A 16,803-nucleotide genomic window follows, 5' to 3' on the forward strand; every position below is an offset into this window, starting at 1 on the left:
ACGACCATGCCGCTTTCGCCGCCGGTCGGGCGACAGCACCTTCATACGCGCCGCGTCGTCTGCCAGGGCTTCTTCCGCGACGACGGGCTGTGGGACATCGAGGGCCGCATCACCGACGAGAAGACCTACGAACACGCCAACGAATGGCGCGGCCCGCTGCAGCCGGGCGACTTCGTGCACGACATGTCGATCCGCCTCACGATCGACCACAAGTTCACGATCGTCGATGCCGAGGCGGTGACCGACAAGTCGCCCTACCGCATGTGCGGCGACATCGCGCCGGCCTTCAAGAAGCTGATCGGCCTGCGCATCGGCGGCGGCTTCCACCGGGCGGTGCGCGAGCGGCTGGGCGGCATCCATGGCTGCACGCACATCGTCGAGCTGCTGGGGCCGGTGGCCACGACGGTCTTCCAGACCGTGTCGTCGAAGAAGGCGCAGGATCTCAACCGGGCGCATCGCGAGAAGACCGGCACCCTGCCGCCGAAGGATCCGAACGCCCCCGCCAAGCCACCGCGCAGGCCCTACATGCTGGACACCTGCCACACCTGGGCGTCGGACAGCGAGGTCACCAGGCGCTGGGTGCCCCACTTCTATACCGGACCCGACGCCGAAGCCGTCCGGTGATGCTTCGAGGATTCATCTTCGATGGTCAGGCGCACCGGCGCGAAGGCCGCCCGAAGCTTGCTGTCAATCGCCGTCGCCACTTTGCCCATGACCATCTTGCCTCATCTTGCCGGTTCAATTGGTTGAACACATATTAGCCCGATGGCCCGACGGCGAGCGAACCCATTGGCGGCACTGGATGGTGCGAAGCCGCACCAGCGCGTATGCGAGGCACCGGGCTGCCGGCTCGCGGGTGAATACCGGGCGCCGCGCGCGCGCGACAAGCTCGACGAGTATCGCTGGTTCTGCCTCGAGCACGTCCGCGACTACAACAAGAAGTGGGATTATTTCGCCGGCCTGGACTCCGACGAGATCGAAGCCCACATCCGCGCCGACACGACCTGGCGGCGGCCCGTCTGGCCGCTGGGTGCCCGCCGCAACGGCAATCCCTACGCCCACATCAAGGATCCGTTCGGCCTGGCCGACGATGCCGGTCTCGGGGAAAAGCCGCCGCCCAAGTACGATGGCAGCGAGCAGCTGACCCCGGCGGAGCGCAACGCGCTCGATGTCCTCGAACTTTCATGGCCGCTTACCCGGAAAGTCGTGAAATCCCGGTACAAGGAGCTGGTGAAGCTCCACCATCCGGACGCCAACGGCGGCGCCCGGGAGGCCGAGGAGAAGCTCAAGGAGATCAACGCCGCCTATTCCACTCTGCGAGCCTGCGAATCCCTCCCCGTGGAATGATTTAGCCCTGCTTGGGGCCGCTCCTGCATTTGGCCGCTTGCAGTGCACAATCCTGCCTGCGACTATCAATTGGCCCGCAATTGGCGGGCATTGTGCCACATCTCGCGTATCGACCTGATCGGCAAGGACGCCATCGTGCTGCGCGACGGCAAGCAGGTGACCGAGTTCCGCGAGGGCATCCTGCCGTGGGCGCTGCAGAACCCGACGGCCCTGGTGTTCGACGAATACGATGCCGGCCGCGCCGACGTCATGTTTGTGATCCAGCGCGTTCTCGAGGTCGACGGCAAGCTCACCCTGCTCGACCAGAACAAGGTCATCCATCCGCATCCGGCGTTCCGCCTGTTCTCGACCGCCAACACGGTCGGCCTCGGCGACACGACCGGCCTCTATCACGGCACGCAGCAGATCAACCAGGGCCAGATGGACCGCTGGTCGATCGTGACGACGCTGAACTACCTGCCGCACGAGCAGGAAGTGAACATCGTCGCCGCCAAGACGCCGCACTACAACAGCGACGAGGGCCGCAAGACCATCGCCGCCATGGTGGCGCTGGCCGAGCTCACGCGCGCGGGCTTCATCGCCGGCGACATCTCGACCGTGATGTCGCCGCGTACGGTGATCACCTGGGCCGAGAATGCGCGCATCTTCGGGGGCGACGTGGGCTTTGCCTTCCGTCTCACCTTCCTGAACAAGTGCGACGAGGTCGAGCGCAGCACGCTCGCCGAGTACTATCAACGCTGCTTCGGCAAGGAATTGCCGGCGACGAGCGGCAAGGGCGGCAAGCTGCACTAAGTTAGTAAAGAGGGCCGCATGGCCAAGGACTCCACTCCCCTCGAGGAGTTTCGCCGCGTCACCGCCACGACAATGCGGGCGGTGTCGCGCAAGGAAGTGAACGTAGCCTTCGTCCCCGACGGCGGTTCACTGCTGGGCCAGGAAGCCCGCATCACTGTGCCGGCGCGCGATCTGCCGCTCGAGGATGTGAGCCGCGTCCGTGGCGAGGCCGATTCGATGGCGCTGAAGCTGCGCCATCACGATCGCAAGACCCATCTGCGCCGCGTACCCCGCGGAGAGGCGGCGCGCGCGATCTTCGAGGCCGTCGAGCAGGTCCGCGTCGAGGCGCTGGGCGCCCGCAAGATGGTCGGCGTCGCCGACAATCTCTCCGCCCTGTGGCGCCAGCGTTCCGACCAGCGCGGCCATGCCCGCATCAAAACGAAGGAAGACGCGCCGATCGCCGACGTGATCGGCCTGATCGCCCGCGAGCAGCTGCTCGGCGCCGAGCCGCCCGAATCGGCCAAGGCGATGGTCGACATGTGGCGCGCCGACATCGAAAGCGCCGCCGGCCGTGATTTCCAGAAGCTGCGCGATTCGCTCACCAACCAGGAAGCCTTCGCCCGCGCCGCCCGCCAGCTGATCCGCGACCTCAAGCTGGGCGACGAGACGGCCGAGCTGCAGGACGACGACAACGAGGACTCGCAGGATCAGGAGAACGCCGACGGTCAGTCGAACGAGACCGGCGACGACCAGAGCGATTCGAGCGAGACCCAGGGCTACGGTGCCCAGGGCGAGGAGAGCGAGGACGCGTCCGAGCAGGACGACGCCTCCGAGACCGCCGCCGACCAGGCCCAGACCGAGATGCAGATGGGCTCGGGCGACGAGGAGGAGCCGGGCCGCGCCGAGCGTCCGTGGCTGCCGCCGGGTGCGCTCAGCAACGAGCCCGCGGGCCAGCAGTATCACGCCTATTCCAACAAGTTCGACGAGATCGTCGAGGCCGACGCGCTGTGCGACGCCGAGGAACTCGGCCGCCTGCGCAATCATCTCGACCAGCAGCTGGCGCATCTCCAGGGCGTCATCGGCAAGCTCGCCAACCGCCTGCAGCGCCGCCTGATGGCGCAGCAGAACCGCGCCTGGGAATTCGATCTCGACGAGGGCATCCTCGACGCCGCGCGCCTCACCCGCGTCGTCACCAACCCGATGCACGCGCTGTCGTTCAAGACCGAGCGCGACACCAACTTCCGCGACACGGTGGTGTCGCTGCTGATCGACAATTCGGGCTCGATGCGCGGCCGACCGATCACGGTGGCGGCGATGAGCGCCGACATCCTCGCCCGCACGCTCGAGCGCTGCGGCGTGAAGGTCGAAATCCTGGGCTTCACGACCCGCGCCTGGAAGGGCGGCCAGAGTCGCGAACAGTGGCTCGCCGCCGGCAAGCCGGCCAATCCCGGCCGTCTCAACGACCTGCGCCACATCGTCTACAAGCCGGCCGATGCGCCGTGGCGCCGCGCCCGCAAGAACCTGGGCCTGATGCTGCGCGAGGGCATCCTCAAGGAGAACATCGACGGCGAGGCGCTGCTGTGGGCGCACAGCCGCCTGCTGCCGCGTCCCGAAGAGCGCAAGATCATGATGGTCATCTCCGACGGCGCGCCGGTCGACGATTCGACCCTGTCGGTCAATCCGGGCAACTATCTCGAGCGGCATCTGCGCGACGTCATCGACTGGATCGAGACGCGCTCGCCGGTCGAGCTGGTCGCCATCGGCATCGGCCATGACGTCACGCGCTACTATCGCCGTGCCGTCACCATCGTCGACGCCGACCAGCTGGGCGGCACGATGATGGAGCAGCTTGCCTCCCTGTTCGACGACGACGACAAGAAGGACGCGCGCGCCGCCGGCGGTTCGCGCAAGGGCGCAGGCAAGCTCGGAGCCAAGTCCGGTAAGCGCGCGGCCTGATCGCGCGCCTGCCTCCGGTGACCAACCGCTTCCTCTTCACCGCCTGCCTGCTCGTCGCGGCCTGCGCCGGCGTCTCGCCGCCGCCGGCCGGCGCGCAGGAACAGCCCGTCACCATCGAGAGCACGCCGCTCACGCTCAAGCTCGACGAGCCCAAAGCGACAAGAGTCGGCCGCCTCGTCTGGCGGGGCGGCCTCGAGATGCGCGCCAGCCTGCGCAACTTCGGCGGCCTGTCCGACCTGCACGTCACGCCCGACAACCGCACCCTCACCTCGATCTCCGACGAGGGCGCCTGGCTGGTCGCCACGCCCCGCTTCGACGCCAACGGCACCCTGGTGGGCCTGGACGATGCGCGGATGGGCCAGTTGCGCGGCCTCGACGGCAAGCCGATCGAGAGCAAGCCCGAAGCCGATGCGGAGGCGATGACGCGCTTGCCGGATGGATCATGGCTGGTGGCCTTCGAGCGCCGCCACCGGCTGTGGCGCTATCGCACGCTGACGGAGACGCCGCTTCCGGTCGAAGGCCCGGCCGATATCGGCCGCCAGCCCGCCAACGGCGGCATCGAGGCGATGGCGGCCCTCGCGGACGGCACGGTGATCGCAATCAGCGAGGAATACAGCCGGCAGGCCGATACGGTGACGGGATGGATCGGCAAGCCCGAGGCGGACGGCCGCTACGCCTGGAGCGCCTTCGCCTACGCCACCATCCCCGATTACAAGCCGACGGCACTGGCGGTTCTGCCGGACGGCTCCTTTGCCACGCTGGAACGGGCCTTCGACATGGTGCGCGGGGTGCGCGTCCGGGTGATGCGCTTCGACGCCAACCAGCTCAAGCCCGGTGCGACGGTAAAGCCCGAGGAGCTGGCACGCCTTGCGTCACCCTATGCGGTCGACAATCTCGAAGGGCTGGCGGCGACACGCGGCGCCAAAGGCGAGACGCTGCTCTGGCTGATATCGGATGACAATTTCAATCCGCTTCAGCGCAACATTCTGATGCTGTTCGAATTATCTCAATAGGACCCCCTCCCCATTCAAATGGGGAGGTATCGTCGTCTTACGACGACGGAGGGGTCATGAGGGGTATTCGTCCTTCGGCGCTCTCGGACATTGCAAGGCAATGTCCTGTCGCTCATGGGGCTGAGCTTCGCTCAGCCCTAAGCCGCCTTCTTGGCTTCCTTCTTGCCCTTGGCCGACACGACGCGGCGCTTCAGCACCTTCATCTCGGGCGAGAGCTTGCTGTCGTTCGTGTCGAGCAGATAGGCGTCGATGCCGCCATTGTGCTCGATGGTCTTGATGCCGCGGGGGGTCAGGCGCAGGCGCACCGCATGTCCAAGCGCATCCGACAGGACCGAAGCGACCTGAAGGTTCGACATGAACCGGCGCTTCGACTTGTTGTTGGCGTGGCTCACATTGTTGCCGTACTGGACAGACTTGCCCGAGAGGGCGCAACGACGAGGCATGGCGATATCCGCTAAAAAAACGATCCCGCCGGAGGGCGGGAAGGCCGGCTTTTTACGGGCCCAAACGGTGCCCGTCAAGCGAACCAGTCCACCACTCTTTCGCTGATATCCTCGACCTGATCCTCGGGGATCACCCGCCCCCGGGCCGAGATCCCCGCCTCGTGCACGGTGTTTGGATCGCCCGAGACCAGCGGATGCCACCAATAGAGGTCCTGCTTCAAGTGGACCAGCCGGTAACCACAAGTCCTGGGGAGCCAATCCATCTTGGCCACCACCTTTGGGGTCAGCTGAATACACTCGGGCACGATCTTCTTGCGATTCTTGTAGTCCTTGCAGAGCGCCGTCTTGGGATCCAGCAGCCGGCAGCAGGTGTCGGTCTGGGCAAGTTCGCCCGTGCCCTCGTATTCCAGCTTGTTGACGCAGCACATACCGCAGCCGTCGCAGAGCGATTCCCACTCCTGCTGGGTCATCTCGGCGAGGGTCTTGTGCTTCCAGAAAGGCCCCTGCTGGGCTTCGGCGGCGCGGCGCGCCCGCTTGAGGAAGGATTTAGCGGCCATGGAAGGCTTGTAGCATGGATCGGGCCGCCGCGGCGGGCGTGAGCCGGCCGGCCTCGACTTCACGCTCAAGGGCGCCCACCCGCCGCCGGACCTCAGGATGCCCCTTCAGCTCCGCCAGCAGGGTCTCGCCGACCTCGTTCCACATCCAGGCGCGGGCCTGCTCGGCCCGGCGCTTCTGGATCCCCGTCTCGCCCACCGCCTTGTTGAAGCGCTCGACGACCTCCCAGATTTCGAGAATGCCCTCTCCCGTCTGGGCCGAGCTGGTCGTGACCTCGGGCGTCCATCCGGGGGTCGGCGAGCGCAGCATCCGCAGTGCATGCTGGTAGTCGGCGGCTGAGCGCCTGGCCGTGGCCTTGAGGTCTCCATCGGCCTTGTTGACCACGATCAGGTCGGCAAGTTCGATGACGCCGCGCTTGATGCCCTGCAGGTCGTCACCGCCGGCCGGCAGCAGCAGCACGATGAACATGTCGACCATGTCGGAGACGGCCGTCTCGGACTGGCCGACGCCCACCGTCTCGACGATCACCGTGTCGAACCCGGCGGCTTCCACCAGCAGCATGGTCTCGCGCGTGCGTCGCGCGACGCCCCCCAGGGTGATCCCGGCCGGCGACGGCCGGATGAAGGCGCCCGGACTGCGCGACAGCTCTTCCATGCGCGTCTTGTCGCCCAGGATCGAACCGCCGCCGCGCTTGGACGAGGGGTCGATCGCCAGCACGGCGAGAGACCGGCCGCGCTCCAGCAACGACAGGCCGAAACGCTCGATCAGGGTGGACTTGCCGACGCCGGGCACCCCCGTGATGCCGAGCCGCACCGAGCGGCCGCTATGCGGCAGCACCTCGGCCAGCAGGGCATCGGCACGCGCACGGTGGTCGCTGCGGGTCGATTCGATGAGGGTGATGGCCTGTGCGAGCGCACGCCGGTTGCCCCCCAGCAGGGGCGCAAGAAGGGGGTCGGCCGACTCGCCGGAAATCGCTGCGGACGCATTCATCGGCAACCAGCCTTATCAGCCGCGGCGGCGCATTGCCAGCAAGGCGCCGACCGTGGCGATTGCGTAGAAGAATCCCAGCGTCCAGCCGAGGCCGGGCTCGCCGACCGCATCCATGGCGGCACCGGTCAGCGGCCGGCCGACCAGCCCGCCCGCGATGTAGATCAGGCTGAAGGCGGTATTCGCGCGGGCGATGTCGCCGCCGTTGAAGCGCTGGCCGAGCAGCGCCAGGCCCACCGGATAGATGGCGAACGAGATGCCGCCCCACAGCATGATGACGCCCACGATGGCGAGCGACTGGGCCGGCACGAAGGTGAGGCCGATCACCAGCGCCGCACTGACCGTTGCGAGGCCCGCCAGCACGCCCCGCCGGTCGAAATGGTCGGCCAGCCAGCCGATCGGCCACTGCAGGGCCACGTTGCCGACCACAAAGGCCGAGAGCCACAGTGCGCCGGTCTCCGGCGCGACGCCGGCGCTGACCGCATAAACCGGCAGGAAACTGAAGGCGACCTGCTCGCCCAGGCCGCCCGCAAAGGCTGCGAGCATGGCGAGCGGCGCCGCCAGGAAGATTTTGCCATAGCCGCCGTCGGCATGGTGCCGGATCGCCGGCGCCCGGTACCGGTAGGGCAACAGCGGAAGCGCGACCAGCAGGGCAAGCCCGGCGCAGGTCAGGAACGGCACCGGCCCGTAGACTCCGACGATCTGCAGCACGAAGGGTCCCAGCGCCATGCCGCCCGCGAACATCGTGGCATAGATCGCCATGACCCGGCCGCGTCGCTTCTCCTCGACGACGAGATTCATCCAGATCTCGCTCACCACCCACGGCACGCCGCCGACCGCGCCGTGCACGAAGGTGAGCGCGAACCAGGCGACCGGATCGGTGGCCAGCGTATAGCCGACCGTGCACAGCGAACCGGCCAGGACGGCGGCCAGGATGAGCGGCACCGCACCGAAGCGGGCGGCCAGCCGGGGAATGTACGGCCCGGTCGTGAGCATGCAGATTGCCCACGCGGCGGCGACGATGCCGATGGTGAGCTTGTCCTGCCCCTGCCGCTCCAGGGCGAGCGGCACGAGCGGCATCGCGGCGCCCGACTGCAGGCCGATCGCGGCGCAGGCGACGAAAACGGGAACGAGGGAGCGCCAGGGGCCGGTGGCCGCCGGGCTAGTCGCCGACACGCAGATGCCCCTCGGCGCGGAAGGAGGCCTGCTCCTCGACGCGACGCTCGGCCTCGGCGGCGGCCTCCTGCTGGCGGCGCCACATGTCGGCATACAGCCCGTTGCGCGCCAGCAGTTCACCGTGGCGGCCGCGCTCGGCGACCCGGCCGCGGTCGAGGACGATGATCTCGTCGGCATTGATGATGGTCGACAGGCGATGGGCGATGATGACCGTGGTGCGGCCGCGGCTGACCTCCTCCAGCGAGCGCTGGATTTCCTGCTCCGTGCGGGTATCGAGCGCGCTGGTCGCCTCGTCGAACAGCAGGATGCTCGGATTCTTGAGGATGGTCCGCGCGATCGCCACGCGCTGCTTCTCGCCGCCCGAGAGTTTCAGCCCCCGCTCGCCCACCGTGGCCTCGTAGCCCTGCGGCAGGGCCACGATGAAATCGTGGATGCGGGCCAGACGGGCAGCCTCCTCGACCTCCTCGCGGCTGGCGCCGGGCCTTCCATAGGCGATGTTGTAGTAGATGGTGTCGTTGAACAGGACCGTGTCCTGCGGCACGACGCCGATCGCGGCGCGCAGGCTCGCCTGCTGGACCTCGCGGATGTCCTGGCCGTCGATGCGCACATGGCCGGCCGACACGTCGTAGAAGCGGAACAGGATGCGCGAGATGGTCGACTTGCCGGCGCCGCTCGAACCGACGATCGCCACCGTATGGCCGGGCGCCACGCGGAAGCTGACATCGTGCAGGATCGGTCGCGACGGCTCGTAGCAGAAGTCGACATGGTCGAACACGATCTCACCCCCGGCCACGGCGAGCGGTGGCGCCCCCGGCCTGTCGGCGATCTCGGCCGGCACGTCGAGGAGGCCGAACATCTTCTCCATGTTGACCAACGCATTGCGGATCTCGCGATAGGCGAAGCCCAGCATGTTGAGCGGCATGTAGAGCTGGATCAGGAAGGCGTTGACCGCCACGAAGTCGCCGATCGTCATCGTGCCGGCGATCACGCCCTGGCCCGCCATCGCCATCACGGCGACGAGGCCCACCGAGATGATGGCTCCCTGGCCGATGTTGAGCAGCGAGAGCGTGCGGCTGGAGCGGATCGCGGCCTCCTCGTAGCGCCGGCGGCCGACGTCGTAGCGCCTTGCCTCGTGCGGCTCGTTGCCGAAATACTTCACGGTCTCGAAATTCAGCAGGCTGTCGATCGCCTTGGCATTCGAATCGGTGTCGGCCTCGTTCATCGAGCGCACGAACTTGATGCGCCATTCCGAGAAGACGATCGAGAAGACGATGTAGACGCCGACCACGACAAGGGTGACGACGGAGAAGCGCCAGTCGTAGAGGCTCCACAGGATGCCGCCGACCAGGATGATCTCGAACAGCGTCGGCAGGATGTTGAAGGTCGTGAAGCGGATCAGGAAATCCATGCCCTGCGTGCCGCGCTCGATGACGCGACTGATGCCGCCCGTCTGCCGCTCCAGATGGAACCGCAGCGACAGCGCATGCAGATGCCCGAACACTTCGAGCGCCAGGTTGCGGATCGCCCGCTGGGCCACCGGGGCGAAGATGGCGTCGCGAATTTCGCCGAAGGCCTGAGCCAGCACGCGGGCGGCCCCGTAGGCGACGATCAGGGCGATCGGCACCGCAACCGCCTGCGCCGCTTGCGTTCCCAGCGCATCCACCGCGTCCTTGTAGAGAAGCGGGACGTAGACGTTCGTGACCTTGGCCACCACCAGCAGCACCAGGGCGATCAGGACCCGGACGCGCAGCGCCAATTCATTCTTCGGCCACAAATGGCGCCCGAGAATCTTGATCACCCCCCAGGCGCGGGGTCCGTCCACCTTGGGAATGCCGTCAGAGCCGGGTTTCGACATGAACGAAAAATGCCTTATTGGGCCACCATGTTGGATGGCGAAGGGCGCCGCGGCCTTCTATCCTGCCCGGCGAGCCGGCGTAAGCCCTTCCGGGAAAGGGAGTCTCATGAGATTTCGTAGGGCCCTTGCAGCGATTGCCTTGAGCACGGCCGTGCCCGGCGTGGCGATGGCCCAGGATGCCGCGTCCGGCGCGCGGCAGGTCGACATCGCCTACGAGATCACCTTCGCGGGCCTGTCCGGCTTCCGCATCGACCTCACCGCGAAGTTCAACGGCTCCAACTACGACATCGAAAGCCGCACCTTCAAGGAAGGCGTCCTGCGTGCCGTCACCATGCATTATGACGGCCGCAACCGTGCCTGGGGCGGCTTCTCCCCGCAGGGGGCCCGTCCCGCCGCCGGCTCGCTGTCCATCGTCGTGGGTGACAAGCCGCGGACCTGGGTCGCGCAGTATGCCGGCAGCACGGTGCAGGAGAGCCACAACCCGGCCTACACGCCGTCGCCGCAGAACGCCATCTCCGAGGAGCAGCGGCGCGGTTCGCTCGACCCGCTCTCGGCGGCGCTGAGCGTCGGCATGGCCGGCGACGCGGCCTGCGACCGCACGGTGCAGACCAACGACGGCAAGCGCCGCATCGACGTCATCATCAAGAAGGTCGGCACCGAGCCCGCCGCCAAGGCGGGAATCCCCGGCGCGCAGGGCGACGTCCTCATCTGCGAGATCTTCACCAAGCGCGTGGCCGGCGAGTTCGACAGCGCACCGAAGGAGGCCGAGACCGAGCGCGAACGGCCGATGCGCGTCTGGCTGGCCCATATGGACCAGAGCCAGATCCGCTATCCCGCCAAGCTCGAGGCGCAGACCGGCTTCGGCACGATCCGCGGCCGCATCCTCTCCTTCCGCGAACGCCCGATGACGCCGGACGAAAGCCAGGCGATGCGGAAGTAGCCTCACGTCGAGGCTGCCCCTGACGGTCAGGGCTATCGCGTATCAGTTAAAGGTCCCTCACTGCGTTCCAGGGCGGGGTAACCCCTGGAACGCAGTGAGGGACCTTTCACTTTCTTGGAATGACCAACTACCCCGGCCTTTCCAGGCCATATGCGATTGCCCCATCCTGTCGGATGAGAGGAGTCTGAAAGGGCAGCCTCAAGGCCGCACGCCGCTGCAACTTCGGGACCTCTGACGACCCAAATTCGCCCAATCGCTACCGACGAAACCGGCATCCGACCGACCACGGTCTGCAAGACCGCGGGGTGCCGTTGAGGCCGTAAAGACCTGCCCGCACAGTTTGCATCGCTCCTCGATATTCCTCTCCGTCATCGTCGCGACCGAGAGGGACCCGCTGAGTCCGCGTAGCGGCATCGCCTTAGATTCCAGTTTGAATATTCTTTCAAAATACGGAAAGAGTATCCAATAAGCAAAAAGAGACCGGGGAACGGACGTCGAGGAGGAACTTTGGTCAAGCTCATCCGTGCCTGCGAGAACGGCGCCAGATACCTCGGGATTGCCGCGACCGTGACGATCATGGCGATCATCGCGTGCGACGTGATCCTTCGTTACGCGTTCAACGCGCCGCTCGCCTGGGCCTACGAGTTCATTGGCCTCTACGTGATGGCGGCGCTGTTCTTCCTGCCGCTGGGTTACGTCCAGCGCTGTCACGGCAACATCGCCGTCGACCTGTTCGTCAAGCTGCTGCCTCCGAGGGTGCGGTCGGCGTTCAATCGTCTGGGCAACGTCCTCGCGGCCGCCGTCTTCTCGATCGCCTGCGGGGCCTTCGCCGTGAAGGCCCTCGATGCCTTCATGAGCGGGGACGAGATCATCGGCCCTTACATCTGGGTCACGTGGCCGATCTACACGATCGTCGCGGTCGGACTCGGCCTGTTCGTGCTGCGCCTGCTGGTCCAGGTCATTCAATCCGACGCGACGCTGGAACGCGACGCAGCCGAAGGAGACCACGGCGTATGAGCCCTGTCCTGATCGCCTGTCTCCTGCTGGGCGGGCTGCTGTTGTTCGGCGTCCCCGTGGCCTTCTCGCTCGCCGTCGCCGGCGCGGTCGGCCTGTTCATGATCGGCGGCTGGGACAGTCTGGTCGGGATCCTCGAGACGACGACACTGTCCAGCGTCAGCGCCTACGAGCTGGTCTCGATCCCGATGTTCATCCTGATGGCCGAGTTCGTGATCCTGAGCGGGATCGCCAACGGTCTTTTCGAGGCCGCGGCGCTGTGGGTCGGCCGCGTGCGCGGCGGCCTGGCGATGGCCACCGCCCTGGCCGGTGCCGGGTTCGGCGCGATCTCCGGCTCGAGCACCGCCTCCGCTGCCACGCTGGCCTCGACCAGCCTGCCCGCGATGCTGCGCCAGGGCTACGATCCCAGGCTGGCCAGCGGCGTCGTGGCGATCTCCGGCACCCTGGCGATGCTGATCCCGCCCAGCGTCGCGCTGGTCCTGTACGGCGTCATCGCCGACATCAGCGTCGGCAAGCTGCTGATCGCCGGCGTCATTCCGGGCCTCCTCGTGACGCTGGCCATCATGCTCACCGTCTATGTGATCGTGCTGTTCGATCCCAAGGCGGCCCCGACGGCAGTCTCCGTTCCGTGGCGCGCGAAGCTCGCCTCGCTGAAGGAGCTGGGGCCGATGCTGCTGCTGTTCGGCCTGATTACGGTGTGCATCTACACCGGCCTGTCGACCCCGACCGAGGCCTCGGCGATCGGCGCGCTCGGCGCGCTGGGCCTTGCGGTGCGCAGCGGTAACTTCAGCCTCACCGCCTTCATGTCGGCCTGCTCCCGGTCGGCGCGGACGACCTGCATGATCCTGCTGATCATCGTCGGCGCGCACATCTTCGGCTATTTCTTCACGCTCACCCGCACGACCTATTCGATCGTGACGTGGGTCTCGGCGCTGCCGCTCGATCCCTTCGTCATCCTGGCCATCATCCTGTTCGGCTACATCGTGCTGGGCTGTGTGATGGACCAGGCGGCCATCCTCATCCTCACGGTGCCGGTGGTGCTGCCGGTCATCAAGGCGCTGGGCTTCGACCCGGTCTGGTTCGGCGTCATGGTGGTCGTAACGGCCGAACTGGGCATGGTCACCCCGCCCGTCGGACTCAACGTGTTCGTCGTCTCGAAAACGACGGGCATGCCGCTCGGCACCGTGTTCCACGGCGTCTGGCCCCATGTCGTTGCCCACATCCTCATTCTGGTCCTGCTGACGGTCGTTCCGGGACTGGTGATGTGGCTTCCGTCCAACATGCAGTGAAGAAAGCAGGAGGAATCACATGAAAATCGCCCAACTCGGCATGCCGCTTCTGGCATTCGTCGCCGTCGCCGGTTCGGTGGCGACGGCCTCGGCCCAGATCGTCATCAAGATCGCCGATTCGTTTCCCGCCGGCCATTACGTGGTCGAGAACATGACCAAGCCGTGGATGGAAGAGGTCACCAAGCAGACCGGCGGCAAGGTCAAGTTCGAGTATTACCCGGCCGAACAGCTCGGCAAGGCCAAGGACATGCTGTCGCTGACACAGAGCGGCGTGGCCGACATGGCCTATGTCGTGCCGTCCTTCGTGCCCGACAAGATGCCGCTGTCGCCGGTGGCCGAGTTGCCGCTCGCCGAAGCGGTCGGCTGCAACGGCGCCATGGCCTATTACAACCTGGTCAACGCGGACAGCCAGCTTCGCAAGCTCGACTTCGACGCCAACCGCGTTCGCCCGCTTCTGGTGCAGAACCTCCCGCCCTATCAGGTCTTCACGGCGAAGAAGATCAATTCGCTGAAGGACCTGCAGGGCATGAAGATCCGGGTCACCGGCTCGGCCAAGGCCGCCGTGATCCAGCGCATGGGTGCGGTGCCGGTGCAGATCCCGACGCCGGAAGTGCGCGAAGCCCTGTCGCGTGGAACGGTCGACGGCATCAACTTCGTCTACACCAGCCTGTTCCCGTACGACCTGAACCCGCTGGTGAAGACCGGCACGACCGACGTGAACTTCGGCGGCTGGATTTCCAGCTACATCATCAGCGATCGCAAGTGGAAGTCCCTGCCGGCCGACGTCCAGCAGGTCATGTCGACGCTGGCGGAGAAGTATTCCCGCCAGAACTGCGAGAAGGTGATGGTCGACGATGTACGCGACCGCGACCGCCTCGTGCAGGGCGGCATGTCCCTGCTGCGCCTCACCGACGCCGAGAAGGCCGACTTCGACGCCAAGACGCGCGACGTCGCCGACCAGTGGGCGGCCGACCTCGACAAGCGCGGCAAGGCCGGCAGCGTGGTCCTGAAGGAATATCGCGACCAGCTCGCCAAGAAGAACTGACATCGCTCGAGTTTCCCGGTCCCCGAGGGGACCGGGAATGCGTTCCGCGTTTCCTGGGGTTTACGATGCCGCTTTCGGGCGTGAAGGTTCTCGATCTGACGACGGTGCTCATGGGCCCGTTCGCCACGCAGCTCCTCGGCGATTTCGGTGCCGACGTCACCAAGGTCGAGGCAGCAGGCGGCGACTCGGTGCGGGGCATCGGTCCGGGCCGCAATGAGGGCATGGGTGCGGCCTTCCTGGCGGTCAACCGCAACAAGCGCAGCATCTCGATCGACCTCAAGCACGAGAGCGGCCGGCAATTGCTGCTCGACCTGGCGCGCACCGCCGACGTGCTGGTCTACAATCTGCGCCCGCACGTCATGGAGAAGCTCGGTCTCACCTACGAGGTCTTCGAGGCGATCAACCCGAAGCTGCTCTATGTCGGCGTCTACGGCTATGGCCGCCATGGCTGCTACGCGAAGCGCCCGGCATACGACGACCTGATCCAGGCCATGACGGCCATCCCCTCGCTCTACGGACAGTCGACCGGCTCGGATCCGCGCTATGTGCCGTTTCCCGTCGTCGACCGCTTCGTCGGTCTCTACGCCGCAATGACGATCGCGTCCGCGCTGTACGAGCGCACGCGTTCGGGCCGTGGCCAGCGGATCGACATACCGATGTTCGAGACAATGGCCAGCGTCGTGCTCGGCGACCATATCGGCGGCCATGCCTTCGTCCCGCCGATCGGTCCGCCGGGCTATGCCCGCCAGCTCTCGCGCAGCCGCCGGCCCTATCCGACCCGCGACGGCTATCTCGCGATCCTTCCCTACAACGACCAGCAGTGGCGCCGCTTCTTCCGGTCGGTCGACAAGCTCGACCTGTTCGAGAACGATCCGCGGTTCGCCGACATCGGCGCACGCACGCGCAACATCGACGCGCTCTACGACATCGTCGCCGACATCCTGACCACGCGCACCACCGACGAATGGCTGGACGTGATGGCCGAGGCGGACATCCCGGCCACCCCGCTCTACGGGCTGAGCGACGTGTTCGAGGATCCGCACCTCCAGGAGGTCGGCTTCTTTCGCGAGCAGGAACATCCGACCGAGGGCCGCGTGCTGTCGATGCGCGTGCCGTCGGAATGGTCGCGGACGCCGCCGCAGCACGATCGACCGGCGCCGCGCATGGGCGCCGACTTCCAGGACATCCTCAGCGAGCTCGGCCTCTCCCCCGAGCGTATCGAGGCGCTCACGTCTGCGGGCGTCGTGAAGGCGGGCAAATGAGCGGCAAGGGCGTTCTCTCCGGAGTCCGGATCGTCGAGTTCGCAGGCATCGGCCCGTCGCCGATGGCGGCCATGCTGCTGGCCGAACTCGGGGCCGAGGTGCTGCGGGTCGACCGCACGACAAAGGTCCAGCTCGGCACGCACAAGCCGGAGCGCTTCAATCTCCTCTATCGCAGCCGCCGCACGATCGACGTCGATCTCAAGGCGGCAGAGGGCAAGGCGCTCGCGCTCGATCTTGTCGCCAAGGCCGATATCGTCCTGGAAGGGTTCCGCCCGGGCGTCATGGAGCGGCTGGGGCTCGGCCCCGACGATTGCTTCGCGCGTCGCTCCGGCCTCGTCTATGGTCGCGTCACCGGCTGGGGCCAGGAGGGTCCGCTCAGCGCCTATGCCGGTCACGATCTGAACTACGTCGCGCTCTCGGGCGCCTTGCATGCGATCGGCGCGAAGGACGGTCCGCCGATCCCGCCGCTCAATCTGGTCGGGGATTTCGGCGGCGGTGCGCTCTACATCGCGATGGGCGTGCTGGCGGCGCTGGTTCAGGCCCGTGCGACCGGCAAGGGCCAGGTCGTGGATGCCGCGATGGTCGACGGCGCCTTGTCGCTGATGACGGTCTTCTACGGCGTCAACGCCGCCGGCCTGTTCTCGACCGAGCGCGGCACCAACGCGCTCGACGGCAGCGATCCCTACTACGCCGTCTACGCCTGCGCCGACGGAAAGTACCTCTCGGTGGCGCCGATCGAGACCCGCTTTCGCGAGGTCTTCTCGGACATCGCGGGACTGGAGTTGCGCGGCCATCCGGATCTCACGCCCGCGACGGCGGAAGCCAAGGAGCGCGCGCGGCAGCTGATCGCGGCCAAGCTGCTCACCAGGACGCGCGACGAATGGGCGGCGCTGTTCGCCACCAGCGACGCCTGCGTGGCCCCCGTGCTCTCGGTCGAAGAAGCGCCGTCGCATCCCCATCTCGCGGCGCGCCGCTCCTTCACGACGCTGGACGGCATCGTCCAACCGGTGCCCGCGCCGCGCATGCCGGGCAATGACAGGCCGGCGACGCTGGCGCGGCGGGACGATCCGGCAGACGTGCTGGCCGACTGGGGGTTCGATGCCGCTCGGGCTGAGGCGCTGAAAACCGCCGGCCTGCTGGCCTAGGGAGT

15 protein-coding genes and 1 pseudogene are annotated in these 16,803 nt (G+C 66.9%); 11 read left to right on the top strand and 5 right to left on the bottom strand.

The window, feature by feature from the left end:
* Nucleotides 1-6: 6 nt before the first annotated feature.
* From ACO07I_RS10700 to ACO07I_RS10720, 5 genes and pseudogenes are all read left to right on the top strand, one after another.
* The gene (locus ACO07I_RS10700) at nt 7-624 is read left to right on the top strand and encodes a DUF2889 domain-containing protein (protein ID WP_422017081.1); all 618 of its coding nucleotides are present in this window, start codon (nt 7-9) and stop codon (nt 622-624) included.
* Nucleotides 625-789: 165 nt separating this feature from the next.
* Entirely contained in the window at nt 790-1,347 is a 558-nt protein-coding gene (locus tag ACO07I_RS10705) for a J domain-containing protein (protein WP_422017083.1), read from the top strand.
* 96 nt (nt 1,348-1,443) lie between these two features.
* A pseudogene (locus ACO07I_RS10710) lies at nt 1,444-2,139 on the top strand (cobaltochelatase subunit CobS); the annotation flags it as partial.
* A gap of 18 nt (nt 2,140-2,157) precedes the next feature.
* The gene (gene cobT / locus ACO07I_RS10715) at nt 2,158-4,074 is read left to right on the top strand and encodes a cobaltochelatase subunit CobT (RefSeq protein WP_422017085.1); all 1,917 of its coding nucleotides are present in this window, start codon (nt 2,158-2,160) and stop codon (nt 4,072-4,074) included.
* Nucleotides 4,075-4,091: 17 nt separating this feature from the next.
* Entirely contained in the window at nt 4,092-5,087 is a 996-nt protein-coding gene (locus tag ACO07I_RS10720) for an esterase-like activity of phytase family protein (protein ID WP_422017087.1), read from the top strand.
* 137 nt (nt 5,088-5,224) lie between these two features.
* Here ACO07I_RS10720 and rpmB read toward each other — a convergent pair whose 3' ends face one another.
* From rpmB to ACO07I_RS10745, 5 genes are all read right to left on the bottom strand, one after another.
* A complete protein-coding gene (rpmB, locus tag ACO07I_RS10725; RefSeq protein WP_422017089.1) occupies nt 5,225-5,530 on the bottom strand; it encodes a 50S ribosomal protein L28 in 306 nt (101 codons plus the stop codon).
* A 74-nt stretch (nt 5,531-5,604) separates the two neighbouring features.
* Nucleotides 5,605-6,087: a YcgN family cysteine cluster protein gene (locus tag ACO07I_RS10730; protein WP_422017091.1), complete on the bottom strand. Its 483-nt coding sequence runs from the start codon at nt 6,085-6,087 to the stop codon at nt 5,605-5,607.
* Nucleotides 6,077-7,075, bottom strand: coding sequence for a methylmalonyl Co-A mutase-associated GTPase MeaB (gene meaB / locus ACO07I_RS10735; protein WP_422017093.1), 999 nt, complete (start codon nt 7,073-7,075; stop codon nt 6,077-6,079). The genes ACO07I_RS10730 and meaB overlap by 11 nt, the downstream gene beginning before the upstream one ends.
* Before the next feature lie 15 nt (nt 7,076-7,090).
* The gene (locus ACO07I_RS10740; RefSeq protein ID WP_422017095.1) at nt 7,091-8,248 is read right to left on the bottom strand and encodes an MFS transporter; all 1,158 of its coding nucleotides are present in this window, start codon (nt 8,246-8,248) and stop codon (nt 7,091-7,093) included.
* Nucleotides 8,235-10,103, bottom strand: coding sequence for an ABCB family ABC transporter ATP-binding protein/permease (locus ACO07I_RS10745; protein ID WP_422017097.1), 1,869 nt, complete (start codon nt 10,101-10,103; stop codon nt 8,235-8,237). The genes ACO07I_RS10740 and ACO07I_RS10745 overlap by 14 nt, the downstream gene beginning before the upstream one ends.
* A 106-nt stretch (nt 10,104-10,209) precedes the next feature.
* On the opposite strand from ACO07I_RS10745, the gene ACO07I_RS10750 reads away from it, so the two are divergent.
* The 6 genes from ACO07I_RS10750 (at nt 10,210) to ACO07I_RS10775 (ending at nt 16,798) form a co-directional block, all read left to right on the top strand.
* Nucleotides 10,210-11,043 (top strand): hypothetical protein, encoded by an 834-nt coding sequence (locus ACO07I_RS10750; RefSeq protein WP_422017099.1) that lies wholly within the window; start codon nt 10,210-10,212, stop codon nt 11,041-11,043.
* A 507-nt stretch (nt 11,044-11,550) separates the two neighbouring features.
* On the top strand, nt 11,551-12,060 hold the full coding sequence (locus tag ACO07I_RS10755) for a TRAP transporter small permease subunit (protein ID WP_422017101.1): 510 nt from the start codon (nt 11,551-11,553) through the stop codon (nt 12,058-12,060).
* The gene (locus tag ACO07I_RS10760; protein WP_422017103.1) at nt 12,057-13,346 is read left to right on the top strand and encodes a TRAP transporter large permease; all 1,290 of its coding nucleotides are present in this window, start codon (nt 12,057-12,059) and stop codon (nt 13,344-13,346) included. Before ACO07I_RS10755 ends, ACO07I_RS10760 begins: the two co-directional genes overlap by 4 nt.
* Before the next feature lie 19 nt (nt 13,347-13,365).
* Nucleotides 13,366-14,391 (top strand): TRAP transporter substrate-binding protein DctP, encoded by a 1,026-nt coding sequence (dctP, locus tag ACO07I_RS10765; protein WP_422017105.1) that lies wholly within the window; start codon nt 13,366-13,368, stop codon nt 14,389-14,391.
* Between the two features lie 65 nt (nt 14,392-14,456).
* Complete coding sequence (locus ACO07I_RS10770) at nt 14,457-15,653, top strand: CaiB/BaiF CoA transferase family protein (RefSeq protein ID WP_422017107.1); 1,197 nt, start codon at nt 14,457-14,459, stop codon at nt 15,651-15,653.
* Nucleotides 15,650-16,798 carry a CaiB/BaiF CoA transferase family protein gene (locus ACO07I_RS10775; protein ID WP_422017109.1) on the top strand — a complete coding sequence of 383 codons (1,149 nt, stop codon included), beginning with the start codon at nt 15,650-15,652 and terminating at the stop codon, nt 16,796-16,798. Before ACO07I_RS10770 ends, ACO07I_RS10775 begins: the two co-directional genes overlap by 4 nt.
* Nucleotides 16,799-16,803: the final 5 nt, after the last annotated feature.

This window comes from Reyranella sp., assembly GCF_965227665.1.
Lineage (GTDB): Bacteria > Pseudomonadota > Alphaproteobacteria > Reyranellales > Reyranellaceae > Reyranella.